A 25462-nucleotide genomic window follows, 5' to 3' on the forward strand; every position below is an offset into this window, starting at 1 on the left:
TCATCTGACCGGCCACCCGAAGGAGTGAACATCGGAGGGGAGTTGGTGGGCAAGTTCCCGTGGCGGGTGTCACGGCCCTGTCCGGCGGGCCGGTTGGACGTGGGCGGCGGGCTTTGGCAGTATTCGCCGCCACACCTTCCCGGAGTGTCCCATTCCCCGCAAACCAGGCGCCTGACCTGCGCCGGTGCAGGGATGCGGCAACGGATGCCAGCCTTTTGCGCACCTTGTGAAGGGGTCGTGCAGACTGGCCGAATGCGTACCGAACTTGTGTCGGAGCCCGGCCGCCGGGACCACCCCAACGAGGACTTCGCCAGTATCGGACTACCCGCTTCCGGACAGGGTGGTTCACTCGTCGTCCTGGACGGCGTCACGCCGCCGCAGGGCGCCACCGGCTGTCTGCATTCGGTCCCCTGGTACACCGCGCGTCTCGGCGGCGCCCTGACCGAACTGACCGTTTCCCGCCGGGATGTCACCCTGTCCGAGGCCCTCGCTCGTGCCATCGCCCGTACCGCCGAGGCCCACGCGGACACTTGTGACCTTTCTCACCCGCGTACGCCGCAGGCAACCGTCGTCCTCGCCCGCTGGTCCCGGGAGACCGTCGAGCACCTGGTGCTCTCCGACTCGGCTCTGCTGCTCCGGTCCCCGGACGGCGCGGTCACCCCGGTCCTGGACGACCGCATCGCCCGGCTGCCCCGCTCCTCCCTGGCCACCGACGCCGTGGTCGACGCCACCGTCCGCAACAAGGAGGGCGGCTTCTTCACCGCGGCGGCCGATCCGGCGGTGGCCGCCCGCGCCGTGACCGACACCGTGCCGCGCGCCGAGGTCCACGCCCTGGCCGCGCTGACGGACGGGGCGACGCGCTGGGTGGAGAAGTTCCGGGAGGGCGACTGGGCGGCCTGCTTCACGCTCATACGGAAGGAGGGGCCGCGGGGCCTGGTGGACCGGGTCAGGGAGCTGGAGCTCGCCGACACCGAGCGCCGGTTCCTGGGGCGGAGCAAGACGCACGACGACGCGACGGCCGTGTACGTGGAGTTGTGAGCCGCCGAGGGCTGTCCCGTAATCCCCGGTGGATCAGCGCGCGGCGTCAGATGCGGTGCGTCGCAAGGCGGAGAGCCATCCGCGAACTGGGCGTATTCGGGCGATCCGACAACGCGGCGAGGTGCCGTAGCTGTCGTCGTGCGCCCGCCGGTGGTTACGGGACAGCCCTCAGGGAAACCGTGGGGCGGGATCCGGCGAGCGCCCCCAGGACGGCGCCGCCGCTCCTACCTCTCGGTCCCCCGGTTCAACTGCTGGAGCAGCCGGGCCAGTTCCGCGACCTCGCCACGGTCCCAGTGCGCGAGCTGGTTCACGTACCGCGCCCGGCGGGCCTCGCGCACCTTGCCGACCCGGCCGCGGCCCTCCGGGGTGAGGTCCACCAGCCAGGCCCGGCCGTCCGCCGGATCCGGTTCGCGGGTGACCAGGCCGAGTTCCTCCAGGGCACGCAGCTGCCGGGACATGGTGGCCTTGCCGACGCCGATGTAGCCGGCGAGCTCCGTGGCGCGCTGGCGGCCGCACTCCTCCAGCCGCACGAGGAGTCCGTAGGCGGCGGACTCCAGGTCCGGGTGGACCTCACGGGCCATCTCGCCCTGGCTGGCCCGCGCGCGTCGCAGCAGCACCGTCAACTCGCGCTCCAGGGACAGGAACTCCTGGTCCACACCACGCCGCAGCGCCGGCGCGTCGTCTCGATGCGCGTCGCCGTTTCCGCCCTCGTGCACGTCAGCACTCCTGATCCGGTTTCCCGTTCCTGAAAGTTCTCGCCACAATCCGTCATCGCCGCAGCTCCGCCAGTATTTCGCAGGCTTAGACCAACGGCAGCCCCCGGACCCTCTTCCCACGGTCTCGTCTACGTGCGTAGCTTCTTTACCAGGTAACGCATGGCATGCCCACGCCACAACAGTGGGTGATCCGGTCCCTCCCCCGCACCACCAAGCCTCGGAGGCACGTCATGCCCGTGCACAGATCCGGCTCCATCCTCTCGCGCGCCGCCACCGCCGCCGTCGCGCTCCTGCTCGCCGCCTTCTCCCTCGCCTTCCCCGCCGCCGCCCGGGCGGCCGACGTCCCGGCCCGCGGCTCCGCCCAGATGGGCATGGGCGTCCTCGCCCACGACGGTCAGGGCGGCACCCCCACCACGGGTGACGCCACTCAGACGGAGGGTGTCGACGTCTCCGGCCATCAGGGCAACGTCGCCTGGTCGACCCTGTGGAGCAGCGGGGTCAAGTGGGCGTACACCAAGGGCACGGAAGGCACGTACTACACGAATCCGTACTTCGCCCAGCAGTACAACGGCTCCTACAACGTCGGCATGATCCGCGGCGCGTACCACTTCGCCACCCCCGACACCACCAGCGGCGCCGCCCAGGCCAACTACTTCGTCGACCACGGCGGCGGCTGGTCCAGGGACGGCAGGACGCTGCCGGGCGCCCTCGACATCGAGTGGAACCCGTACGGCGCCGCCTGCTACGGAAAGACGACCAGCGCGATGGTCGGCTGGATCGCGGACTTCCTGAACACCTACAAGGCCCGCACCGGCCGCGACGCGGTGATCTACACGGCCACCTCCTGGTGGACCCAGTGCACCGGCAACTACGGCGGCTTCGCGGCCGCCAACCCGCTGTGGATCGCCCGGTACGCGTCCGCCCCGGGGACCCTGCCGGCCGGCTGGTCGTACTACACGATGTGGCAGTACACGTCGTCCGGCCCCACGGTCGGCGACCACGACAAGTTCAACGGGGCCCTGGACCGGGTGGTGGCACTCGCCAACGGCTGACCCACGCGCGCACCGACCAGCGCCACGCACCGCGACGCCCGCACGCCCGCATGCCCGCATGCCCGCACGGCACGACGAAGGCCCGGGCCTCCCTCACGAGGGTCCGGGCCTTCCTCATCCGATGGCGTCCGTCACGCCGCCACCGGAACCTCCGGCGCCGCGCTGTTCGTGGCCGGCGTCAGCGCCAGTTCCAGGACCTGGCGGACATCGGTGACGGCGTGGACGTCGAGCTTGTCCAGCACCTCCGCCGGGACGTCGTCCAGGTCGGGCTCGTTGCGCTTGGGGATGATCACGGTGGTGACCCCCGCCCGGTGCGCGGCGAGCAGCTTCTGCTTCACCCCGCCGATCGGCAGCACCCGTCCGGTCAGCGAGACCTCCCCGGTCATCGCCACGTCCGTACGGACCAGCCGGCCCGACAGCAGTGACGCGAGAGCCGTCGTCATCGTGATGCCGGCGCTCGGGCCGTCCTTGGGGACCGCGCCCGCCGGGAAGTGGATGTGCACACCCCGGTCCTTCAGATCGGCGACCGGCAGTTCGATCTCGGCGCCGTGCGAGCGCAGGAAGCTCAGCGCGATCTGCGCCGACTCCTTCATCACGTCGCCCAGCTGACCGGTGAGGGTGAGGCCCGCCGCGCCCGTCTCCGGGTCGGCGAGGGACGCCTCGACGAACAGGACGTCGCCGCCCGCGCCGGTGACCGCGAGCCCGGTGGCGACACCGGGGACGGCCGTACGCCGTTCGGCCGGGTCCTGGGCGGACTCGGGCACGTGGTGCGGCCGGCCGATCAGCGCGCGCAGGTCACCGTCCGTGATCGTGAACGGCAGCTCCCGCTCGCCCAGTTCGTGCTGGGCCGCGACCTTGCGCAGCAGCCGAGCGATGGACCGCTCCAGGGTGCGGACACCCGCCTCGCGCGTGTACTCGCCGGCGAGCTTGCGCAGCGCGCTCTCGTCCAGGACCACCTCGTCCTCGCCGAGCCCCGCCCGCTCCAGCTGGCGCGGAAGCAGGTGGTCACGGGCGATGACGACCTTCTCGTCCTCGGTGTAACCGTCCAGGCGGACCAGCTCCATACGGTCGAGCAGGGCCTCCGGGATCGCTTCGAGCACGTTGGCGGTGGCGAGGAACACCACGTCGGACAGGTCGAGCTCGACCTCCAGGTAGTGGTCGCGGAAGGTGTGGTTCTGCGCCGGGTCGAGGACTTCGAGCAGCGCCGCTGCCGGGTCGCCGCGGAAGTCGGAGCCCACCTTGTCGATCTCGTCGAGCAGGACCACCGGGTTCATGGACCCGGCCTCCTTGATCGCGCGGACCACCCGGCCGGGCAGCGCGCCGACGTACGTACGCCGGTGGCCGCGGATCTCGGCCTCGTCGCGGACGCCGCCGAGGGCGACCCGCACGAACTTGCGTCCCATCGCGTGCGCGACGGACTCGCCGAGCGAGGTCTTGCCGACGCCGGGCGGCCCGACGAGCGCGAGCACGGCCCCGCCGCGCCGCCCGCCGATGACACCCAGCCCCCGGTCGGTACGGCGCTTGCGCACCGCCAGGTACTCGGTGATCCGCTCCTTCACGTCCTCCAGACCGGCGTGCTCGGCGTCCAGGATCGCCTTCGCCCCCTGGATGTCGTAGACGTCCTCGGTCCGCTCGTGCCACGGCAGTTCCAGGACGGTGTCGAGCCAGGTGCGGATCCACGACCCCTCGGGCGACTGGTCGCTGGACCGCTCCAGCTTGTCGACCTCCTTGAGGGCGGCCTCGCGGACCTTCTCGGGGAGGTCGGCGGCCTCGACACGGGTGCGGTAGTCGTCGGACTCCTCGCCGTCCTTCTCGCCGTTCAGCTCGCGCAGCTCCTTGCGCACGGCCTCCATCTGGCGCCGGAGCAGGAACTCCCGCTGCTGCTTGTCGACGCCCTCCTGGACGTCCTTCGCGATCGTCTCGGCCACATCCTGTTCGGCGAGGTGGTCTCGCAGTTGCTGGGTGGCGAGCTTCAGGCGGGCCACCGGGTCGGTGGTCTCCAGCAGCTCCACCTTCTGTTCGGTGGTCAGGAACGGCGAGTAGCCGGAGTTGTCGGCGAGCGCGGAGACGTCGTCGATGGCCTGCACACGGTCCACCACCTGCCAGGCGCCGCGCTTGCGCAGCCAGGCGGTGGCGAGGGCCTTGTACTCCTTGACCAGTTCGGTGACGTGACCGGGCAGCGGCTCGGGCACGCTCTCGTCGATCCGGGTCCCCTCGACCCACAGGGCGGCGCCCGGTCCGGTCGTGCCGGCGCCGATGCGCACCCGTCCCCGGCCGCGGATCAGCGCACCCGGGTCGCCGTCGGCCAGCCGGCCGACCTGCTCGACCGTGCCGAGCACGCCTGTGCCCGGGTAGGCACCGTCGATCCGCGGCACCAGCAGCACCCTGGGCTTTCCGGGCTCGGTCCGCGAGGCGGCCTGGGCGGCCTCCACCGCGGCCCGTACGTCGGCGTCGTTCAGATCCAGTGGTACCACCATTCCGGGCAGCACGACCTCGTCGTCGAGCGGCAGCACAGGCAGAGTGAGCGGTGTGGACGTCGAAGCCATGATCTCCCCTTCGGCAGTCAAGTTGAGCTATGCCGACTCAATGCACGGGGGTCTTCGAATGTTCCCCGCCCCCTGTTCGCTCTGAGCGATCACGACTGTCGAGATGGGTGATGCCCGGCATATCGTCACCACGGTAATACCTCTTAATCGCTGATGACTGTTACATGACGACCGTTACAGGGGGATGTCGTGGAAGGAATCGTCCGGAGCTGGGTCGACGGGTGGGTCGTCTCGCGCGGGGCGGCCTCGCCGGTGATCGAGCCCTGGGGCTGCACGATCGACGTGGGTCTGGAACGCCATGTCACGCGGCACGTCTTCGGCGCGGTCGGGGACGAGGTCGACGAGGCGGCGGTACGCAAGGTGGCCGAGGCGGTGACCGGGGACGGGGTGTGGCTCAAGGTCTTCCAGCACCCGTCCGTGATCGCGGGCCTGCTGGGCGAGGGGTGGTGGGTGAACCCCGAGCCCGGCTACCTGATGACGGTCCCGCTGACGGTTCCGCCCCCGGGCTCCCCGGCGGCTTCGGCCTCCGGGGCGGGCGGGGCGGCCTCGGGGGTGCGCCGGGAGACGGACCTCCCCGACGGCTACCGGCTGCGCGTCTGGTCGCGCGGCGGCGTGATCCGCGCGATGGTCACGGCTCCCGACGGCTCCCTGGCCGCACGCGGCCAGACCGCCCCGGTCGGCCGGACCGCCGTCGCCGACCAGATCGAGACCTCGCCCGCGCACCGGCGCCTGGGGCTCGGCGGCACGGTGATGCGGACGCTCCAGCGGGCGGCGGCCGAGCAGGGTGCGGAGACCGGCGTACTGGCCGGCACTCCGGCGGGGCGGGCGCTGTACGAGACGCTGGGCTGGCGGGTGGTGGCGCCGCTGACCAGCGCGAGGTTCACGCCTCCCGCGCCGCCCGCCTCCGGGTGAACGGCGTCGGCGTCGGCGTCGGCGTCGGCGTCAGATGGACACCGAGATCGGCATCGGCGGCAACGTCGGCGTGGGCGCAGGCATGGGCGAAGGCATGGGCGAAGGCATGGGCGCGGGCATAGGCGTCGGCGTCGGCGTCAGCGTCGAGACAGGCGGCGACATCGAACGCGCGGCCGGAAAAGTGCGTTGCGCTCACCTCGGTCCCGGCTCGAGCCTTCTCCCCATGATGAATACACAGATCTTGCTCGACGCCTACGACGCCCAGATGCGCTGCACCCCGCCCCCTGGAGTCGCACACGAGTTCGATGGTCCGCTGCTCCGCCTCGACCTCGGCTTCCGCGGCTTCGTCAGCGGGCCGCGCGACCTGGGCGGCCTGCAAGGCCCGGAGGTCGACGAGCTGATCGTCCGGCAGCGGGACTTCTTCGCGGCGCGCGGGCAGGCCGTGGAGTGGAAGGTCCGTGGGCACGACACCCCGGTCGACCTCACGGACCGGCTGCGCGCGGCGGGCTTCGTGCCCGAGGCGCAGGAGACCGTGCTCGTCGCTCCCGTGGCGGAACTGGCGATGGGGACGCCCGCACTGCCCGACGGAGTCACGCTGCGGCGGGTCACCGCCGACGCCGACCTGCACCGGGTGGCCGCCCTGGAGACGGCCATCTGGGAGACGGATCTGAGCGCGATCGCCGACGACCTCATCGGCCGCGTCTCGCGCACGCCGGACGAGATCGCGGTCCTGGTCGCCGAGGCGGGCGGCGAGGTGGTCTCCGCGGCCTGGCTGTCCTTCCGCCCCGGCATCGAGTTCGGCGCGCTGACCGGCGGCTCCACCCTCGCCGAGTGGCGCGGCAAGGGCATCTACCGCGCCCTGGTGGCCGCCCGCGCCGAGCTCGCCGCCGCCCGCGGTGTCCGTTACCTGCACGTGGACGCCTCCGACGACAGCGCACCCGTCCTGCGGCGGCTGGGCTTCCGCGCGGTGACCACGACGACTCCGTACGTGTGGTCCCCGGCCTAGGACGACCTGGCCACGCTCAGGCCGGTTCGAGGGCGGCGGTGCGGCTTCGCTGCCACCGCCGTAGCGCCGGCCACGTGGCTACGCCGATCGCCAGCGACATCGCATGCCCCCAGTTCGTCACGGGGTCGGAGAGCTCGACGAGGTCCTGCGCCAGCACCCCGCCGAACACCGCGAGCAACGGCCCGCGCAGCCACGGGGTGAGCAGGCCCGCCAGGGCGCCGACGCTGGTGGCGACGCCGAAGCTGATGCCGTAGTCGGAGCGGTGGAGCGAGCTTGCGGGAAGGTGGCCGACCAGTACGGCCAGTCCGACCGGGACCTCGGTGGCGAGGGTGGCCAGCACATGCCCGAGCAGGAAGACACCGGCCGTGCGCAGGCCGCCCGCCCTGCGCTCCAGAGCGGTGAGGACGAGCAGGAAGCCGATCGCGTACGGCGACGCCATGCCGCCCGCGATCCACAGCGCGCTGGCCGACAGGACGAATACGGGGGTGCGCAGGAGGTGCGCCACATCGGTGCTGGAGCCCTGGTGCAGGGCGTGCACCAGGTCGGGGTCGGCGTAGGCCGTGATCAGTGAGGTGACGGTCAGGACGACCGCGAAGGCGAAGGTGAACGGCGTGCCGGCGGGGGTGGGGAACAGACGCCAGGGGCGGATCCGGGGGCGGGGACGTGCCGCCTCGAAGAGCGGCGCGGGGTCGAGCGCGGGCGCGAGGGCCGGAGTGCGCTGTCGGGGCATCCCGTCCAGCAGGCCGGAGACCTCCCGCGAAGGGGCGTCCGGGGCCGCCGCCGGGTCGGCGGGCGCGGTCCGTTCCACGGTGAGGCGCTCCTTCCGTTTCGCCCCACCCTTCGCGCCCCACGGGGCCGGTGTCTATGACCGGCGCCACGTGGGCACCGATTCACAGCAACCTCTCAGACGTTTCTCGCGTCCGCGGTCGCGCACACGTCCGCGGGCGGCCCCGTTCACTGCGCGGTGACCGGGCACGGCAGCCGCTCGGCGTGACCGCGGAAGGGGAGTAATTACGTCAACGTGCCGTCAGTGAAGTGTCAGGATGGGCGGATGCCCATGTCGTACGACATCCCCGAAGTCCTGGACCGTCGTGAGGGCCCGTACGGCGAGGTCGTGCTGCGCCGCCACGGCGAGCTGCTGCAGATCATCGCCAACGGCTGCTTCCTGATGGACACCTCCGACGGCCGCTCGGAGCGGCTGCTCGTGGACGCGGCGCTCGCCGCCCTCGGCACCGGCTCCGGATCGGCCGTGCTGATCGGCGGCCTGGGCGTCGGCTTCTCGCTCGCACACGCCGCGGCGGACGTCCGCTGGGGCCGGATCACGGTGGTGGAGCGCGAGCCCGCCGTCATCGACTGGCACCGGGAGGGTCCCCTGTCCGGGTTGTCCCGCGAGGCTCTCTCGGACCCGCGCACGGAGATCGTCCGAGCCGACTTGATCGACTACGTCAATGAGACATCCGACACGTTCGACGCGCTGTGCCTCGACATCGACAACGGGCCGGGCTGGACGGTCACCGAGGGCAACGAGGGGCTCTATTCACCGGCCGGACTGGCAAGCTGCGCAAGGGCGTTGAAGCCCGGCGGGGTGCTCGCGGTGTGGTCGGCGCAACCGTCGCCGGAATTCGAGGGAACCTTGTGGAATGCCGGTTTCACGCAGGTGCGTACCGAAGAGATCCCCGTTGCCCGGGGCGTTCCCGACGTCGTCCACCTCGCCGTCCGACCTGGATAGCAAAGCCGTGGTGACTCCCCGTACGCTGCTGCCCTGACGCGGATCATTCAAGCGTCAATCGCAAGCATGCGCAGGCCGAGGAATCACCCCACTGATTCCGGAAAGCACACTCAGGGGCGGGCGATGGAGCAGACACACACCTCCCACAACGGCACGGCGACGGCGACTCCGGGCGCCCAGCGTCGGGTCCTGGTGGTCGAGGACGACCCGACGATCGTCGACGCCATCGCGGCCCGACTGCGTGCCGAGGGATTCCTCGTGCAAACGGCGGGCGACGGCCCGGCGGCCGTCGACACCGCCGAGGCTTGGCAGCCCGATCTGCTGATCCTCGACATCATGCTGCCCGGCTTCGACGGCCTGGAGGTCTGCCGTCGCGTGCAGGCCCAGCGGCCGGTGCCGGTGCTGATGCTGACCGCGCGTGACGACGAGACCGACATGCTGGTCGGGCTCGGCGTGGGCGCCGACGACTACATGACCAAGCCGTTCTCGATGCGCGAGCTCGCCGCGCGCGTGCACGTGCTGCTGCGCCGGGTCGAGCGGGCCGTCGTCGCCGCCTCGACGCCGCGCAGCGGCATCCTGCGCCTCGGCGAGCTGGAGATCGACCACGCGCAGCGCCGGGTACGGGTGCGCAGCGAGGACGTCCACCTGACGCCCACCGAGTTCGACCTGCTGGTGTGCCTGGCGAACACCCCGCGCGCGGTGCTCTCCAGGGAGCAGCTGCTGGCGGAGGTCTGGGACTGGGCGGACGCCTCCGGCACCCGTACCGTCGACAGCCACATCAAGGCGCTGCGCCGGAAGATCGGCGCGGAGCGGATCCGCACCGTGCACGGTGTGGGCTACGCGCTGGAGACCCCGACGCCATGAGCGACGGGCGGTCGGCCGCACGGAGGAGCCCCGGGGAGCCCTGGGGCGGCGTACGCCCGTTCTCGATCAAGACCAAGCTGGGTGCGCTGGTCGTCATCTCGGTGCTCATCACCACCGGGCTGTCGATGATCGCGGTGCACACCAAGACGGAGCTGCGCTTCATCACGGTCTTCTCGATGATCGCCACACTGCTGATCACTCAGTTCGTGGCGCATTCGCTCACCTCGCCGCTGGACGAGATGAACAAGGTGGCCCGGTCCATCTCGCACGGCGACTACACCCGCCGGGTGCGGGAGAGCCGCCGGGACGAGCTGGGCGACCTGGCGCAGACGATCAACATCATGGCCGACGAGCTGGAGGCGCAGGACCGTCAGCGCAAGGAGCTGGTGGCCAACGTCTCGCACGAGCTGCGCACACCCATCGCGGGTCTGCGCGCCGTGCTGGAGAACGTCGTCGACGGGATCGCGGTGGCGGACACCGAGACCATGCGCACCGCCCTGAAACAGACGGAACGGCTCGGGCGGCTGGTGGAGACGCTGCTCGACCTGTCCCGGCTCGACAACGGCGTCGTACCGCTGCGCCTGCGGCGGTTCGAGGTGTGGCCGTACCTGTCCGGTGTGCTGAAGGAGGCCAACATGGTCGCCTCCGCGCGCGCGGGCATCGCCTCGGGCTCCGGCAGCCACACCCGCACGGACGTCCATCTGCACCTGGACGTGTCCCCGCCGGAGCTGACCGCGCACGCGGACCCGGAGCGGATCCACCAGGTCGTCGCCAACCTCATCGACAACGCGGTCAAGCACAGTCCGCCGCGCGGCCGGGTGACCGTCAAGGCGCGGCGCGGGGCGCTGCCGGAGTCGCTGACGCTGGAGGTCCTGGACGAGGGGCCCGGCATTCCCCGCTCGGAGTGGCACCGGGTCTTCGAGCGGTTCAACCGGGGATCCGTGAACCGGCCGCACGGGCCGGGCAGCGACGGCGGCACCGGACTGGGACTCGCGATCGCCCGGTGGGCGGTGGATCTGCACGGCGGCCGGATCGGCGTGGCCGAATCCGACCGGGGGTGCAGGATCATCGTCACTCTTCCGGGACTGGCATCCGCGCCAAGTTGACGTAAAGTTCGAACCGGAGCCATAAGATCCGCGAGCGGCCGCGCCGTCGGACCCGCGTGATCAGGCATAGGCCCACGTCAGCGACGTGCAGGGCCTGTATCGACGCACCCGCTTCGAAGCGGAACCCCACTTGTTTCCCGCCATTTCCGGCCCCGAAACGCACTTTCCGGTGTGACTTTCGCGACGATGAACCGGCCCGACCTGACCTTCCCGGTCATGGGGGCGTAGCCTTTATTTCCGCTGTCCATCACCTTGTGAAGCGGAAGAGGGCGGTTGCCGCCGTGTCGCCACAGTCCCCCAGTAACGCATCGAGCATCTCGACCGAAGCCGACCAAGCGGGCAAGAACCCCGCTGCGGCGTTCGGACCCAACGAGTGGCTCGTCGACGAGATCTATCAGCAGTACCTCCAGGACCCGAATTCGGTAGACCGTGCCTGGTGGGACTTCTTCGCCGACTACAAGCCGGGAGCGGCCAGCTCACCGGCTCCGGCGGGACCTGCGGCCGCGGGGGCCGCAGGGGCCACCACCCCGACGCCCGCCGCCCCGGCCCAGGCCGCACCGGCCGCTGCGGCCCCGGCTCCGGCCGCTGCCGCCCCGGCTGCTCCCGCGCAGCCCGCGGCCGCCGCCCCGGCGCCCGCCGCGGTGCCGGCCCCGGCCCAGGCGAAGCCCGCCGCCGCGGCTCCGGCCGCCCGGGCGAAGGCCGAGCCGGCCGCCCAGCCGGCGGAGGGTCCCGAGTTCGTGACCCTGCGCGGTCCGTCCGCCGCGGTCGCCAAGAACATGAACGCCTCCCTGGAACTGCCCACGGCCACGTCCGTGCGCGCGGTCCCGGTGAAGCTGCTGTTCGACAACCGCATCGTCATCAACAACCACCTCAAGCGCGCCCGGGGCGGGAAGATCTCCTTCACGCACCTGATCGGCTTCGCGATGGTGCAGGCCATCAAGGCCATGCCGTCGATGAACTGGCACTACGCGGAGAAGGACGGGAAGCCCACCCTCGTCAAGCCGCCGCACGTCAACTTCGGCCTCGCCATCGACCTGGTGAAGCCGAACGGTGACCGCCAGCTCGTCGTCGCCGGCATCAAGAAGGCCGAGACGCTGAACTTCTTCGAGTTCTGGCAGGCCTACGAGGACATCGTCCGCCGCGCCCGCGACGGCAAGCTGACGATGGACGACTTCACCGGCGTGACGGTCTCCCTGACCAACCCCGGCGGCCTCGGCACCGTCCACTCGGTCCCGCGCCTGATGCCCGGCCAGTCGGTCATCATGGGCGTCGGCTCCATGGACTACCCGGCGGAGTTCCAGGGCACCTCCCAGGACACCCTGAACAAGCTCGGCATCTCGAAGGTCATGACGCTCACGTCGACCTACGACCACCGGGTCATCCAGGGCGCCGCCTCCGGCGAGTTCCTGCGCGTCGTCGCGAACTCCCTGCTCGGCGAGAACGGCTTCTACGACGACATCTTCGAGGCGCTGCGCATCCCCTACGAGCCGGTCCGCTGGCTCAAGGACATCGACGCCTCGCACGACGACGACGTCACGAAGGCCGCCCGCGTCTTCGAGCTGATCCACTCCTACCGGGTCCGCGGCCACGTCATGGCCGACACCGACCCGCTGGAGTACCGCCAGCGCAAGCACCCCGACCTCGACGTGAACGAGCACGGCCTCACCCTGTGGGACCTGGAGCGCGAGTTCGCGGTCGGCGGCTTCGCGGGCAAGTCCCTGATGAAGCTGCGCGACATCCTCGGCGTGCTGCGCGACTCGTACTGCCGCACCACCGGCATCGAGTTCATGCACATCCAGGACCCGAAGCAGCGCAAGTGGATCCAGGACCGCGTGGAGCGCCCGCACGCCAAGCCGGAGCGCGAGGAGCAGCTGCGCATCCTGCGCCGGCTGAACGCGGCGGAGGCCTTCGAGACCTTCCTCCAGACGAAGTACGTCGGCCAGAAGCGCTTCTCCCTGGAGGGCGGCGAGTCCGTCATCCCGCTGCTGGACGCGGTCCTCGACAGCGCGGCGGAGTCCCGCCTCGACGAGGTCGTCGTCGGCATGGCCCACCGCGGCCGCCTGAACGTCCTCGCCAACATCGTCGGCAAGTCGTACGCGCAGATCTTCCGCGAGTTCGAGGGCAACCTCGACCCGAAGTCGATGCACGGCTCCGGTGACGTCAAGTACCACCTGGGCGCCCAAGGCACCTTCACCGGCCTGGACGGCGAGCAGATCCGTGTCTCGCTGGCCGCGAACCCGTCCCACCTGGAGACGGTCGACCCGGTCATCGAGGGCATCGCCCGCGCCAAGCAGGACATCATCAACAAGGGCGGTACGGACTTCACGGTCCTGCCGGTGGCGATCCACGGCGACGCGGCCTTCGCGGGCCAGGGCGTGGTGGCCGAGACCCTGAACATGTCGCAGCTGCGCGGCTACCGCACCGGCGGCACGGTCCACATCGTCATCAACAACCAGGTCGGCTTCACCGCGGCCCCCGAGTCCTCGCGTTCCTCCATGTACGCGACGGACGTGGCCCGCATGATCGAGGCCCCGATCTTCCACGTGAACGGCGACGACCCGGAGGCCGTGGTCCGCGTCGCGCGGCTCGCCTTCGAGTTCCGCCAGGCGTTCAACAAGGACGTCGTGATCGACCTCCTGTGCTACCGCCGCCGCGGTCACAACGAGTCGGACAACCCGGCCTTCACCCAGCCGCTGATGTACGACCTGATCGACAAGAAGCGCTCGGTGCGCAAGCTGTACACCGAGTCCCTCATCGGTCGCGGCGACATCACCCTGGAAGAGGCCGAGCAGGCGCTGCAGGACTACCAGGGCCAGCTGGAGAAGGTCTTCACGGAGGTCCGCGAGGCCACGGCCCAGCCGACCGCCGTCGCGGTGCCCGACCCGCAGGCCGAGTTCCCGGTCGCCGTGAACACCGCGGTGTCCGCCGAGGTCGTCAAGCGGATCGCCGAGTCCCAGGTCAACATCCCCGACCACGTCACGGTCCACCCGCGTCTGCTGCCGCAGCTCCAGCGCCGGGCGGCCATGGTCGAGGACGGCACGATCGACTGGGGCATGGGCGAGACCCTCGCCGTCGGCTCCCTCCTCCTGGAGGGCGTCCCCGTCCGTCTGGCCGGCCAGGACTCGCAGCGCGGTACGTTCGGCCAGCGCCACGCGGTGATCATCGACCGCGCGACGGGCGAGGACTTCACGCCGCTGCTGTACCTGTCCGAGGACCAGGCCCGGCTGAACGTCTACAACTCCCTCCTGTCCGAGTACGCGGCGATGGGCTTCGAGTACGGCTACTCGCTGGCCCGTCCCGACGCGCTCGTGATGTGGGAGGCCCAGTTCGGCGACTTCGTCAACGGCGCCCAGACGATCGTCGACGAGTACATCTCGTCGTCGGAGCAGAAGTGGGGCCAGACCAGCGGGGTCGCCCTGCTCCTGCCGCACGGCTTCGAGGGCCAGGGCCCGGACCACTCCTCGGCCCGTGTCGAGCGTTTCCTGCAGCTGTGCGCCCAGAACAACATGACGGTCGCCATGCCGACGCTCCCGTCGAACTACTTCCACCTCCTGCGGTGGCAGGTGCACAACCCGCACCACAAGCCGCTGGTCGTCTTCACCCCGAAGTCGATGCTGCGCCTGAAGGCCGCGGCCTCGAAGGCGGAGGAGTTCACGAGCGGCCAGTTCCGCCCGGTCATCGGCGACGCGACGGCCGACCCGGCCGCCGTGAAGAAGGTCGTCTTCTGCGCCGGCAAGGTCTACTACGACATCGAGGCCGAGCGTCAGAAGCGCGGCGCGTCGGACCCCGCGGCCGCCGAGACGGCGGTGATCCGCGTCGAGCGCCTGTACCCGCTGCCGGGTGCCGAGCTCCAGGCCGAGATCGCCAAGTACCCGAACGCGGAGAAGTACCTCTGGGCCCAGGAGGAGCCGGCCAACCAGGGTGCCTGGCCGTTCATCGCCCTGAACCTGATCGACCACCTGGACCTGGCCGTCGGCGCGGACGTCCCGCACGGCGAGCGCCTGCGCCGTATCTCGCGCCCGCACTCGTCGTCCCCGGCGGTGGGCTCGGCGAAGCGGCACCAGGCGGAGCAGGAGCAGCTGGTGCGTGAGGTGTTCGAGGCGTAAACCCAGGCCTGCGGACTTCGTTCGCTCCGGGGCCCTGTCCCGAGCCCTCGTGGCTCGGGACAGGGCCCCGTTCGTTGCCCGACCAGGCGGGATAGCCTGGAGGGGTTCGTTGACACCCACTTCTTTGCGGAGCATTCGTGTACTTCACCGACCGCGGCATCGAGGAGCTCGAAAAGCGGCGCGGCGAGGAGGAGGTCACCTTCGAGTGGCTCGCCGAGCAGCTGCGCACGTTCGTCGACCTCAACCCGGACTTCGAGGTGCCGGTCGAGCGGCTGGCGACGTGGCTGGCGCGGCTGGACGACGAGGACGACGAGGACGAGTAGGACGTCCGTTCGCCCAGGACGTCCGTTCTTCCAGGACGTCCGTTCTTCCAGGACGTCCGTTCTTCCAGGACCCGCCAGCTGCGCGCGCCGCGCGGGGTGCGGTTTCGACGCCCCTTTCCACCGCGCCGGTCCGTCGCGTTCGCTTGTGCCGTCGGCCGGTCGCGTTTCTCACGTGCCGGTAAGTAGCGGTTGCTACGGCGTGCCGGTCAGTCGCGTGGCCGGCCCAGGTCGTACAGCAGGCCCAGCGCCCCGTGCGCCAGGAGCAGCGTCCCCGCCGTGACCCAGCCGCCGCTGCCGCGCCGTACACCCCACAGCACGGCCGGCAGGCCGGCGGTCACCTGGGCGACGGCGAGGACGCGGGCGGGGGGTGTGCCCGCCCAGGGCAGCCAGGGGCCGAGCGGGCCGGTCTCGATCCTGGTCTCCACGGCGTCGAGTTCCGCGCGGACCGTCTCGCGTGGGTACGGAACGTCGGTCTGCCGTGCGTCGGGGCGGGCCCGGACGGCCTCCCGGAGGCGTTCGGTGGGCTCGCCGGGCGTGAGACCGGGCGGCAGGGCGACTCCCCCGCGCGTGAGGACCGCCAGTAGTCCGCGCATCCGCGCGCGGGCGTCGGTCGCGGGGTCGGGCCTGGTCAGGGCGTCCAGGGCCCGGAGGTCGAGGACCGTTTCCGGGCCCAGCCGGGCGGCGAACGTACGCATGGCCTCGTCCTCGCCGACCGGGGTGCCGTCCGCGAGCCAGGTACAGCCGACAGGGCGTCGGAATCCGGCGGCGAGGGTGCAGCCGGCCCGGTCGGCGTCCCACCACAGGGCCAGTACGGGCCAGGGGGCGCCGACGGCGAGAGCGGCGGCCCAGCCGGCGACGACCCGTTCGACCGGGTCGTCGCCATTGCGCCACGGCCTGCCCTCGGGGACGAGGACGCTCCACTCCCCGCCGGCCCCGGTGAGCAGCATCCGGTCGCGCAGCGGGTGCGCGGCCCGGGCGACGGAGTCGGGGCCGGCCCGGCAGAGCAGCAGGGCGCCGGGGGCGGCACGGCCTTCTGGTCGGGGGCCCGTCCGGGAATCTTCCGTCGGCATGGTCACACGCTAGGACCATGTGTCAGCTCCGAGTGACCGCTGATCGGCAGAACGGGTGTATTGACTTTCGACGTCCGCGATATATCGTGTTTTGAAGAAGACGCGATATGGCGCGTCCCCTCGGTCGCGATGTGTCGTCCACGTCGTGTCGCGGATGTCGCGCCGCCCACGCCCCCATGAGCCGTCCTGACCCGCCCTGATCCTTCCTGGAGGTCCGCACCATGTCCGAGTGGTCCGTCGCAGAGCCGAGGAAGCTCACCTTCGACGAGCCGGTGAGCGAGCTGCACGTGCGCGTCGTCAACGGAACGGTGAACGTCGTGGGGACGGACGAAGGTTCCGCCCGCCTGGAAATCTCCGCGATCGAGGGACCGCCCCTGATCGTGACCCAGCAGGACGGCACGCTGACGGTGGCGTACGAAGACCTGCCCTGGAAGGGCTTCCTGAAGTGGCTAGACCGCAAGGGCTGGCGGCGCAGCGCCGTCGTCTCGCTGGCGGTGCCGGCGCGGACGCGCGTCGAGGTGGGTGTCGTCGGTGCCGCGGCCGTGGTCTCCGGCATCGACGGGCGCGTCGAGGTGAAGGGGGTCACCGGGGACACCACGCTGGTGGGGCTCGCGGGCCCGGTCCGCGCGGACACCGTATCGGGCAGCGTGGAGGCCCAGGCCCTCACCGGGGACCTCCACTTCCACTCCGTCTCGGGCGACCTGACCGTGGTCGAGGCCGCGGGGTCCTCCGTGAAGGCCGACTCGGTGAGCGGGTCGATGATCGTCGACGTCGATTCGACGAGCAGTCCCTCCGAGATCAGCCTGACCAGTGTCTCGGGTGAGATCGCCATCCGGCTGCCGCACCCGGCGGACGCGGAGGTGGAGGCCAACACCGCGAGCGGCTCCGTCTCCAACGCCTTCGAGGACCTGCGGGTCGGCGGCCAGTGGGGCGCCAAGCGGATCACCGGCCGGCTCGGTGCGGGCAACGGCAGGCTGAAGGCGACGACGGTGTCCGGGTCCATCGCCCTGCTGCGCCGGCCGGCGGTCGAGGAGGAGCCGTGGGACACGAACACGGAGGCGGGGCCCACGCCTTCGGGTGACGGCCCGGCGAGCGGGCCGGCCGCCGTCTCGGGGGACAATTCCGATTCCGGCCCCACCAGCGACCCGGCCGACGGCCCGACCGACAAGAAGGTGCTCTGACATGCCTCCCGTCTTCGCCCATGGCCGCCTGCGCCTGTACCTGCTGAAGCTGCTGGACGAGGCCCCACGCCACGGCTACGAGGTGATCCGCCTCCTCGAAGAGCGCTTCCAGGGGCTGTACGCCCCGTCGGCGGGCACGGTCTACCCCCGGCTGTCCAAGCTGGAGGCGGAGGGCCTGGTCACCCACACCACCGAGGGCGGCCGCAAGGTGTACGCCATCACCGACGCGGGCCGCGCCGAGTTGGCCGACCGCAGCGGCGAACTGGCCGATCTGGAACTGGAGATCCGGGAGTCGGTCGCGGAACTGGCCGCGGAGATCCGCGCCGACGTGCGCGGCGCGGCGGGCGATCTGCGCCGCGAGATGCGCGCCGCGGCGTCGGAGGCCCGGCGCGACACCTCGGCGGGACCGGGGAGCCTCGGCGACTACGCGGACCGCGGGGGCCACGGTGACCACGCGGACTTCGGCGACAAGGAGTCGTGGCGCATCGCCAAGGAGGAGATGCGGCGCGTCAAGCAGGAGTGGAAGGAGCAGGCCCGGCGGGCCAAGGACGAGAGCCGGCGGGCCCGTGACGAGGCCCAGCGGGCCAGGCGTCAGGCCAAGGAGGCACAGGACCGGGCCCGCGCCCAGGCCCAGGAGGAGTTGCAGCGCATCTCCCGGCGGGTCCAGGAGCAGGTGCAGGACCACTTCGCGCGGGGCGACTGGCCGACGGGCGTACGGGAGGGCCTGACCGAACTCGCCAAGGAGTTCGGTGATTTCGGGAAGGACTTCGGGAAGGAGTTCGGCAAGGACTTCGGCTTCGGCCGCGCCGGCGCCGAGAAGACGGCGGCTCCCCCGCCGGAGTACACCCGCACCCCGGAGGACTTCCCGGCCGAGTACGAGCCGTCCTGGGCCCACGGGGACCTCACCGGCGATCCGGCCCGGGATCTGGACCGGCTGCTCGACCGTTTCCGGGACGACATCCGGGACGCGGCCCGCGACCACGGCGTCACCCCCGAACAGCTCCGCGACGCCCGCGGCCGGCTGTCGACGGCGGCGGCCCACATCGGAGCGATACTGCGCACGCCGAAGGCGTGACAGGAGCGGCGGGCGCCGACCGGGCGCCCGTCCCCACCCGCCCGCTCAGCCGGCCTTGGCCTCGCCGGAACCGGAGCCGAACCCGGGCCCTGCCCCGAAGTCGGCGCCGTACAGCACCCGGCTGAGCGACTCATGGGTCACGCCGTGATCGGCGAGTACCTCCGCGGGCACGCCGGGGCGGGCCGTGAGGGCGAGCAGCAGATGCTCGTCGCCGATGCGCCGGTCGCGACGGCCGAGGGTCACGCGCAGCGACTCGGTGAGCAGTTCCCTGGCCCCGCGGTCGAAGAGCCGCCGCCCGGACAGCCGTGCGAGAGACCCGGCCGGGCCCCCCTCCGCCAACACCCCCTCCCCGTGCGCCTCCTCGATCCGGGAGACGATCTCCGTCAGGTCGATCCCCAGCCCGGACAGGGCGTCGGCGTCGGCACGGGAGAGTCCGCCCCGGCGGCGGGCCTCGCCCAGATCCCGTACGACCTCCTCCCGCTGCCCCGGCGGCAGGCCGAGCGCGGCCAGCGCGAACGAGCCGCGACTGCCCTCGCGGTCGAGGAGCGCGAGCAGGACGTGGGTCTCCTCGACCCGCTCCGCACCCGCCCGTTCCGCGTGCGCCACCGCCTCCACCACCACCGCGCGGGCGTCCTTGGTGAAGCGTTCGAACATCACTGCCTCCCGTACTTCTTGTGCACGGCCTGCCTGCTGACTCCGAGTTCCGCGGCGATCTCCTGCCACGACCAGCCCTGGTTGCGCGCACTGCGCACCTGTACCGCCTCCAGCTGCTCCAGCAGCCTGCGCAGCGCGGCCACGGCCCGCAGTCCGATCCGCGGGTCGCGGTCGCCGGCTCGCTGGGCGAGATCCGTTGCTTCGGTCATGCCGTCAACTTACGTTGACATGCGAGGAGTGTCAACTGAAGTTGACATGCGAAACGGCCGGCCCGGGGACCGGGCCGGCCGTCGACGCGCGAACGTGGGGAGACGGGTGGGGAAATGGGGAAATGGGGAGATGGAGAGAGAGCGAGATGCGGAGATCAGGAGCCGGTCAGCACGATCTTGCCGAACTGGTCTCCCGACTCGAGCCGTTCGAAGCCCTCCCGGGCCCGGTCGAGCGGGAGCACCTCGTCGATGACGGGGCGCACACCGGTGGCGGCGCAGAAGGAGAGCAGGTCCTCCAGCTCGTCCCGGGTGCCCATCGTCGAGCCGACGACCTTGAGTTCGAGGAAGAAGATCCGGGTCAGCTCGGCGTGCGAGGGCCGGTCCCCGCTGGTCGCACCGGAGATGACGAGCGTGCCGCCGGGCCGCAGCGACTTCACGGAGTGCGACCAGGTGGCGGCGCCCACGGTCTCGATCACGGCGTCCACCCGCTGCGGCAGCCGCGCGCCCGGCTCCACCGCCTCCACGGCGCCGAGCTCCAGGGCCCGCTTGCGCCTGGCCTCGTCGCGGCTGGTCGCGAAGACCCGCAGTCCGGCCGCCCTGCCCAGCACGATGGCGGCGGTGGCGACCCCGCCGCCCGCGCCCTGGACGAGCACCGAGTCACCGGGGCGTACGCCCGCGTTCGTGAAGAGCATCCGGTAGGCAGTCAGCCAGGCGGTCGGCAGACAGGCGGCCTCCTCGAAGGAGAGCTCCCGGGGCTTGGGCAGGACGTTCCAGGTGGGCACGACGACCTGCTCGGCGAAGGTGCCCTGGTAGCGCTCGGTCAGGATGGACCGGGGTTCCCCGGGGCCCACGCCGTGGCCGGTCTGGCCGATCACGGAGTGCAGGACGACCTCGTTGCCGTCCTGGTCGACCCCGGCGGCGTCGCAGCCGAGGATCATGGGCAGCCGGTCCTCGGACAGGCCGACGCCCCGCAGGGACCAGAGGTCGTGGTGGTTGAGGGAGGCGGCCCGGACGTCGACGACGCTCCAGCCGGGGCGGGCCTCGGGGGCCGGACGCTCCCCCAACTCCAGGCCGGAGAGCGGCTGGTCACGGTCGATTCGGGCGGCGTAGGCAGCGAACATGAAGCCGACGATAGGTTCCGGCGGCGGCCGGCGGAACCGGGCGGCCTTGTGACACACGCCCTCTTGCGCGGGACACGGCACACCCATGGGGCGAACGAGTGAAAGAACGGCCCCGCCGCGAGCGACGGGGCCGTTCGGTGAGACCGGGCGACAAGCCGTCGCGTCAGCGGCGGGCCACGCCCTCCGCCCGCGCCGCCGCCGCGACGGCGGCGGTCACCGCGGGGGCGACCCGCTCGTCGAACGGCGACGGGATGACGTAGTCGGGAGCGAGGTCGTCGCCGACGACCGCCGCCAGCGCCTCGGCCGCCGCGAGCTTCATGCCTTCGGTGATCCGTGAGGCCCGCACCTGGAGCGCGCCCGCGAAGATGCCCGGGAACGCCAGCACGTTGTTGATCTGGTTCGGGAAGTCCGAGCGCCCGGTCGCGACGACCGCCGCGTACTTGTGCGCCACGTCGGGGTGCACCTCGGGGTTCGGGTTGGCCATGGCGAAGACGAAGGCGCCCTTCGCCATGGAGGCCACCGCCGCCTCCGGGACCGTACCGCCGGAGACTCCGATGAAGACGTCGGCGCCGTCCAGCGCGGCCTCCAGCGGCCCGGAGATCCCGGCCTTGTTGGTGAACTCGGACAGCTCGCGCTTGACCGGCGTCAGGTCCTCGCGGTCCCGGGAGACGACGCCCTTGCGGTCCGTGACCGCGACGTCTCCGATGCCCGCCTCGACCAGCATCCGGGCGATGGCGACACCTGCCGCGCCCGCGCCCGAGATGACGGCCCGCAGGTCCCCGACCGCCCGGCCGCTCAGCCGCGCCGCGTTGCGCAGCGCCGCCAGCGTCACGACCGCCGTACCGTGCTGGTCGTCGTGGAAGACCGGGATGTCCAGGCGCTCCTGGAGCCGGCGTTCGATCTCGAAGCACCGGGGCGCCGAGATGTCCTCCAGGTTGACCCCGCCGAAGGACGGCGCGAGGCGCACCACGGTCTCGATGATCTCGTCCACGTCCGTGCAGGCGAGCGCGATCGGAACCGCGTCCACCCCGCCGAACTGCTTGAACAGGATCGCCTTGCCCTCCATCACCGGGAGGGAGGCCTCGGGACCGATGTCCCCGAGGCCGAGCACGGCCGTACCGTCCGTCACGACGGCGACCACGGACGACTTCCATGTGTAGTCGTGGACCAGTTCCGGCTTCTCCGCGATCGCGGTGCACACGCGAGCGACGCCGGGGGTGTACGCGAGGGACAGGTCGTCCTTGTCCCGGATCGGCACGGTGGCCTGCACGGCCATCTTGCCGCCGCGGTGCAGGGCGAACGCGGGGTCGAAGGAATCGAGGGGCTCCGCACCGCCCTCCTGGTCCGCACTGTTTTCGCTGCGAGGATTGACGATCTCCGCTGCCACTTTGTCTTACCCCTTAAGTGTTCATGGTTTTGAGGGTGGCCACTCCTGGTGAGGGGTGGGCGGGCATCGCGCACGGCCCAGTCAGGTGATGCGTACGGGCACATACGCGTCGGGCGCGCCGCACACGCGCCCTGAGCCCCGGATGAGGGGTGTAAAGACCCTTCTTACCGGACGGACGCTGCCGGGGACGAGTCCATACCGCGAAGGTCACACGTGGTCACGGGCCAGTGAGATGACTCATGACCGGATATGAGGACAAGTCCTGGACAAAGGCTCGACGAAGGATCAAGTACGCGCAACAGCTTCGCCGGCGGCCGTCGCATCGCGGGCCGCACCGGAGATCCTCCGGCCGGAACGAGAGATTCCCGTAGAAGGTCCGGTCGTGATGTCCGAGCTGGTCGGGTTCGGGGGTCGCCCGTTATCCGATTTTGACATAGCGAGTCACCTGAATGACTGAGTCCGAATGGCAGGATGCCCTAATCACACGAGGTCGCGACACCCGAAGGTGTGTGTTCTCGTCGACCCATCGGCATCTCCACCCATCCGCCGGAGGAATCCACCATGACCGCAAGCTCCACCCGTCGTACGACCGCCGCGCACACCCGGCTAGCAGCGGTCGGTGCGATCGCGGTCGCCGGCGCCCTGCTGCTCACCGGCTGCGGTGACCAGACCAAGGACAGCGGCTCCGGAAGCAGCGAATCCGCCTCCACGAGCTCGGCTCCGCTGGCGGACAAGCTGCCCCAGTCGGTCCGCGACGCCGGCGTCATCAAGGTCGGCTCGGACATCGCGTACGCGCCGGTCGAGTTCAAGGACAGCTCGGGCAAGACGGTCGGCATCGACCCCGACCTCGCCGACGCGATGGGCAAGCAGCTCGGTGTGAAGTTCGACTTCCAGAACGGCACCTTCGACACCCTGATCACCGGTCTGCGCTCCAAGCGCTACGACATGGCCATGTCGGCCATGACCGACACCAAGGACCGTCAGGACGGTGTCGACTCCGACACCGGCAAGAAGGTCGGCGAGGGCGTCGACTTCGTCGACTACTTCACCGCCGGTGTCTCGATCTACACGCCGAAGGGCAAGGACCAGGGCATCAAGTCCTGGTCGGACCTGTGCGGCAAGAAGCTCGTGGTGCAGCGCGGCACGGTCTCCGAGGACCTCGCCAAGGCCGAGTCGAAGAAGTGCGCGGGCGGCAAGACCATCGCCATCCAGGCCTTCGACAACGACCAGCAGGCCCAGACCCGCCTGCGCGCGGGCGGCGCCGACGCCGGTTCCTCCGACTTCCCGGTCGCCGCGTACGCCGTGAAGACCTCCGGCGGCGGAAACGACTTCCAGATCGTCGGCGACCAGGTCGAGGCCGCCCCGTACGGCATCGCGGTCGCCAAGAGCAACACCCAGCTGCGCGACGCGCTCCAGGCCGCACTGGACGCCATCATCAAGAACGGCGAGTACGGCAAGATCATCAAGAAGTGGGGCGTCGACGACGGCGCTGTCACCTCTGCCGCCGTCAACGGCGGCAAGTGACCTCGCCGCTGCCGCTGAAAGGCAACACCCGTGACTGTTGACATCAAGACGGACGGGCCGGCGGACACCCCGCCGGCCGGCCCGGAGGCCATCAAGGCCATCCCGGTCCGTCACTACGGGCGGTACGTCTCCGCCGTCGTCGCGCTCGCCCTGCTGGCGGGGGTCGTCTACGCGTTCTCCCAGGGCAAGATCAACTGGGGAGCGATCCCGGACTACTTCTTCGACGGCCGGGTCCTGACCGGCGTGGGCAAGACGCTCCTGCTGACGGTCCTGTCCATGACGATCGGCATCGTCGGCGGCATCCTGCTGGCCGTGATGCGCCTGTCGAAGAACCCGGTGACCTCGTCCATCGCGTGGTTCTACATCTGGTTCTTCCGCGGCACCCCGGTCCTGGTGCAACTCGTGGTCTGGTTCAACCTGGGCCTGGTCTTCGAGTACATCAACCTCGGTCCGGTCTACAAGGACCAGTGGTCGGACTTCATGACCCCGTTCCTGACCGCGCTGCTCGGCCTGGGCCTGAACGAGGCCGCGTACATGGCCGAGATCTGCCGCGCCGGTCTTCTCGCGGTCGACGAGGGCCAGACCGAGGCCGCGCACGCGCTGGGCATGAGCCACGCCCGGACGCTGCGCCGGATCGTCATCCCTCAGGCGATGCGCGTGATCGTGCCGCCGACGGGCAACGAGGTCATCAACATGCTGAAGACGACCTCGCTGGTGTCGGTCGTCCAGTACTCCGAGTTGTTCCGCGTCGCCCAGGACATCGGGCAGACCTCCGGTGCCCCCGCCGAGATGCTGTTCCTGGCGGCGGCCTGGTACCTGCTGCTGACCTCGGTCTTCAGCGTGGGTCAGTACTACCTGGAGCGTTACTACGCCCGGGGCTCCAGCCGTCAGCTGCCGCCGACGGTGTTCCAGAAGGTCCGGGCCAACATGCTGTCGCTGGGCCGGCCGAGGGGAGGCACGACGGCATGACCGAGAACCCGAGCAAGGCGGACACACCTGTGCAGCCCTCCGGCGCCACCATGGTCAAGTCCGAGGGCGTCCACAAGTCCTTCGGTCACGTCGAGGTCCTCAAGGGCATCGACCTGGAGGTGAAGACCGGCGAGGTGTTCTGCCTCATCGGCCCCTCCGGCTCCGGCAAGTCGACCTTCCTGCGGTGCATCAACCACCTCGAGAAGGTCAACGCCGGGCGGCTGTACGTCGACGGCGAGCTGGTCGGCTACCGCCAGAAGGGCGACAAGCTGTACGAGCTCAAGGACAGCGAGGTCGCGCTGAAGCGCCGGGACATCGGCATGGTCTTCCAGCGCTTCAACCTGTTCCCGCACATGACGGCCCTCGAGAACGTCATGGAGGCGCCCGTCCAGGTCAAGGGCGTCGGCAAGGGCCAGGCCAGGGAGCGCGCGGCGCAGCTCCTGGAGCGGGTGGGCCTGGCCGACAAGGCCGGGAACTACCCCTCGCAGCTCTCCGGCGGCCAGCAGCAGCGTGTGGCCATCGCCCGGGCGCTGGCGATGGACCCGAAGCTGATGCTCTTCGACGAGCCGACCTCGGCCCTGGACCCGGAGCTGGTCGGCGACGTCCTGGACGTCATGCGCGACCTCGCCGAGTCCGGCATGACAATGGTCGTCGTCACCCACGAGATGGGCTTCGCCCGTGAGGTGGGCGACAGCCTGGTCTTCATGGACGGCGGCGTGGTGGTCGAGTCCGGCAATCCGCGCGAGGTGCTGACGAACCCGCAACACGAGCGGACCCAGGCGTTCCTGTCCAAGGTGCTCTGACGGTACGCGGTTGAGGGGCGGTACGAGATCCTCGTACCGCCCCTCACGCATGCGCCGCCACGGGCGCCCTC

General features: G+C 70.9%; 23 protein-coding genes. 14 read left to right on the plus strand and 9 right to left on the minus strand.

Annotation, left to right across the window (positions count from 1 at the left end; genetic code table 11):
* Window positions 1-252 precede the first annotated feature (252 nt).
* Complete coding sequence (locus ACFV0T_RS09435; RefSeq protein ID WP_385776237.1) at window positions 253-1038, plus strand: protein phosphatase 2C domain-containing protein; 786 nt, start codon at window positions 253-255, stop codon at window positions 1036-1038.
* 224 nt (window positions 1039-1262) lie between these two features.
* Here the strand turns inward: ACFV0T_RS09435 and ACFV0T_RS09440 are convergent, their stop codons facing one another.
* Window positions 1263-1754, minus strand: a complete 492-nt coding sequence (locus tag ACFV0T_RS09440) for a MarR family winged helix-turn-helix transcriptional regulator (protein ID WP_385776239.1) — start codon at window positions 1752-1754, stop codon at window positions 1263-1265.
* Window positions 1755-1984: 230 nt separating this feature from the next.
* On the opposite strand from ACFV0T_RS09440, the gene ACFV0T_RS09445 reads away from it, so the two are divergent.
* Window positions 1985-2806, plus strand: coding sequence for a lysozyme (locus tag ACFV0T_RS09445; RefSeq protein ID WP_385776241.1), 822 nt, complete (start codon window positions 1985-1987; stop codon window positions 2804-2806).
* 131 nt (window positions 2807-2937) lie between these two features.
* Here ACFV0T_RS09445 and lon read toward each other — a convergent pair whose 3' ends face one another.
* Window positions 2938-5352 (minus strand): endopeptidase La, encoded by a 2415-nt coding sequence (gene lon / locus ACFV0T_RS09450; protein ID WP_385776243.1) that lies wholly within the window; start codon window positions 5350-5352, stop codon window positions 2938-2940.
* A 189-nt stretch (window positions 5353-5541) separates the two neighbouring features.
* Between lon and ACFV0T_RS09455 the strand changes: the two genes are divergently transcribed.
* Window positions 5542-6264 carry a GNAT family N-acetyltransferase gene (locus tag ACFV0T_RS09455; RefSeq protein ID WP_385776245.1) on the plus strand — a complete coding sequence of 241 codons (723 nt, stop codon included), beginning with the start codon at window positions 5542-5544 and terminating at the stop codon, window positions 6262-6264.
* On the opposite strand, the gene ACFV0T_RS09460 is transcribed toward ACFV0T_RS09455, so the two are convergent.
* On the minus strand, window positions 6233-6460 hold the full coding sequence (locus ACFV0T_RS09460; RefSeq protein WP_385776246.1) for a hypothetical protein: 228 nt from the start codon (window positions 6458-6460) through the stop codon (window positions 6233-6235). The genes ACFV0T_RS09455 and ACFV0T_RS09460 overlap by 32 nt on opposite strands.
* 27 nt (window positions 6461-6487) lie before the next feature.
* On the opposite strand from ACFV0T_RS09460, the gene ACFV0T_RS09465 reads away from it, so the two are divergent.
* On the plus strand, window positions 6488-7270 hold the full coding sequence (locus tag ACFV0T_RS09465; protein ID WP_385776247.1) for a GNAT family N-acetyltransferase: 783 nt from the start codon (window positions 6488-6490) through the stop codon (window positions 7268-7270).
* 16 nt (window positions 7271-7286) lie between these two features.
* Here the strand turns inward: ACFV0T_RS09465 and ACFV0T_RS09470 are convergent, their stop codons facing one another.
* A complete protein-coding gene (locus ACFV0T_RS09470; RefSeq protein ID WP_385776249.1) occupies window positions 7287-8078 on the minus strand; it encodes a rhomboid-like protein in 792 nt (263 codons plus the stop codon).
* A 243-nt stretch (window positions 8079-8321) separates the two neighbouring features.
* Between ACFV0T_RS09470 and ACFV0T_RS09475 the strand changes: the two genes are divergently transcribed.
* The 5 genes from ACFV0T_RS09475 to ACFV0T_RS09495 all read left to right on the plus strand — a co-directional run bounded on the left by ACFV0T_RS09475 (window position 8322) and on the right by ACFV0T_RS09495 (window position 15398).
* On the plus strand, window positions 8322-8999 hold the full coding sequence (locus ACFV0T_RS09475; protein ID WP_385776251.1) for a spermidine synthase: 678 nt from the start codon (window positions 8322-8324) through the stop codon (window positions 8997-8999).
* A 123-nt stretch (window positions 9000-9122) separates the two neighbouring features.
* Entirely contained in the window at window positions 9123-9863 is a 741-nt protein-coding gene (locus tag ACFV0T_RS09480) for a response regulator transcription factor (protein WP_351144648.1), read from the plus strand.
* A complete protein-coding gene (locus tag ACFV0T_RS09485; protein ID WP_385776253.1) occupies window positions 9860-10969 on the plus strand; it encodes an ATP-binding protein in 1110 nt (369 codons plus the stop codon). The genes ACFV0T_RS09480 and ACFV0T_RS09485 overlap by 4 nt, the downstream gene beginning before the upstream one ends.
* A gap of 281 nt (window positions 10970-11250) precedes the next feature.
* Window positions 11251-15075: a multifunctional oxoglutarate decarboxylase/oxoglutarate dehydrogenase thiamine pyrophosphate-binding subunit/dihydrolipoyllysine-residue succinyltransferase subunit gene (locus tag ACFV0T_RS09490; RefSeq protein ID WP_385776255.1), complete on the plus strand. Its 3825-nt coding sequence runs from the start codon at window positions 11251-11253 to the stop codon at window positions 15073-15075.
* Window positions 15076-15212: 137 nt separating this feature from the next.
* Window positions 15213-15398 carry a DUF6104 family protein gene (locus ACFV0T_RS09495; protein WP_010061466.1) on the plus strand — a complete coding sequence of 62 codons (186 nt, stop codon included), beginning with the start codon at window positions 15213-15215 and terminating at the stop codon, window positions 15396-15398.
* A gap of 206 nt (window positions 15399-15604) precedes the next feature.
* On the opposite strand, the gene ACFV0T_RS09500 is transcribed toward ACFV0T_RS09495, so the two are convergent.
* Window positions 15605-16468 (minus strand): hypothetical protein, encoded by an 864-nt coding sequence (locus ACFV0T_RS09500; protein ID WP_385776258.1) that lies wholly within the window; start codon window positions 16466-16468, stop codon window positions 15605-15607.
* 221 nt (window positions 16469-16689) lie between these two features.
* Here ACFV0T_RS09500 and ACFV0T_RS09505 point away from each other — a divergent pair, with 221 nt between their 5' ends.
* A complete protein-coding gene (locus ACFV0T_RS09505) occupies window positions 16690-17649 on the plus strand; it encodes a DUF4097 domain-containing protein (RefSeq protein ID WP_385776260.1) in 960 nt (319 codons plus the stop codon).
* 1 nt (window position 17650) lies between these two features.
* The gene (locus ACFV0T_RS09510; protein WP_385776262.1) at window positions 17651-18724 is read left to right on the plus strand and encodes a helix-turn-helix transcriptional regulator; all 1074 of its coding nucleotides are present in this window, start codon (window positions 17651-17653) and stop codon (window positions 18722-18724) included.
* 45 nt (window positions 18725-18769) lie between these two features.
* Here the strand turns inward: ACFV0T_RS09510 and ACFV0T_RS09515 are convergent, their stop codons facing one another.
* The 4 genes from ACFV0T_RS09515 to ACFV0T_RS09530 all read right to left on the minus strand — a co-directional run bounded on the left by ACFV0T_RS09515 (window position 18770) and on the right by ACFV0T_RS09530 (window position 22095).
* A complete protein-coding gene (locus ACFV0T_RS09515; protein ID WP_385776264.1) occupies window positions 18770-19378 on the minus strand; it encodes a Clp protease N-terminal domain-containing protein in 609 nt (202 codons plus the stop codon).
* On the minus strand, window positions 19378-19587 hold the full coding sequence (locus ACFV0T_RS09520) for a helix-turn-helix domain-containing protein (protein WP_351144637.1): 210 nt from the start codon (window positions 19585-19587) through the stop codon (window positions 19378-19380). The genes ACFV0T_RS09515 and ACFV0T_RS09520 overlap by 1 nt, the downstream gene beginning before the upstream one ends.
* Window positions 19588-19742: 155 nt before the next feature.
* On the minus strand, window positions 19743-20708 hold the full coding sequence (locus ACFV0T_RS09525) for a zinc-binding dehydrogenase (RefSeq protein ID WP_385776267.1): 966 nt from the start codon (window positions 20706-20708) through the stop codon (window positions 19743-19745).
* 163 nt (window positions 20709-20871) lie between these two features.
* Window positions 20872-22095, minus strand: coding sequence for an NADP-dependent malic enzyme (locus tag ACFV0T_RS09530; protein ID WP_385776269.1), 1224 nt, complete (start codon window positions 22093-22095; stop codon window positions 20872-20874).
* Between the two features lie 561 nt (window positions 22096-22656).
* On the opposite strand from ACFV0T_RS09530, the gene ACFV0T_RS09535 reads away from it, so the two are divergent.
* The 3 genes from ACFV0T_RS09535 to ACFV0T_RS09545 are packed head-to-tail and all read left to right on the plus strand — an operon-like array spanning window position 22657 to window position 25391.
* Window positions 22657-23619 carry an ABC transporter substrate-binding protein gene (locus ACFV0T_RS09535; protein WP_385776271.1) on the plus strand — a complete coding sequence of 321 codons (963 nt, stop codon included), beginning with the start codon at window positions 22657-22659 and terminating at the stop codon, window positions 23617-23619.
* A 30-nt stretch (window positions 23620-23649) separates the two neighbouring features.
* A complete protein-coding gene (locus ACFV0T_RS09540) occupies window positions 23650-24588 on the plus strand; it encodes an amino acid ABC transporter permease (RefSeq protein ID WP_385776274.1) in 939 nt (312 codons plus the stop codon).
* A complete protein-coding gene (locus tag ACFV0T_RS09545) occupies window positions 24585-25391 on the plus strand; it encodes an amino acid ABC transporter ATP-binding protein (RefSeq protein WP_385776277.1) in 807 nt (268 codons plus the stop codon). The genes ACFV0T_RS09540 and ACFV0T_RS09545 overlap by 4 nt, the downstream gene beginning before the upstream one ends.
* Window positions 25392-25462: the final 71 nt, after the last annotated feature.

It is taken from the genome of Streptomyces sp. NPDC059582 (assembly GCF_042735715.1).
GTDB lineage: Bacteria > Actinomycetota > Actinomycetes > Streptomycetales > Streptomycetaceae > Streptomyces.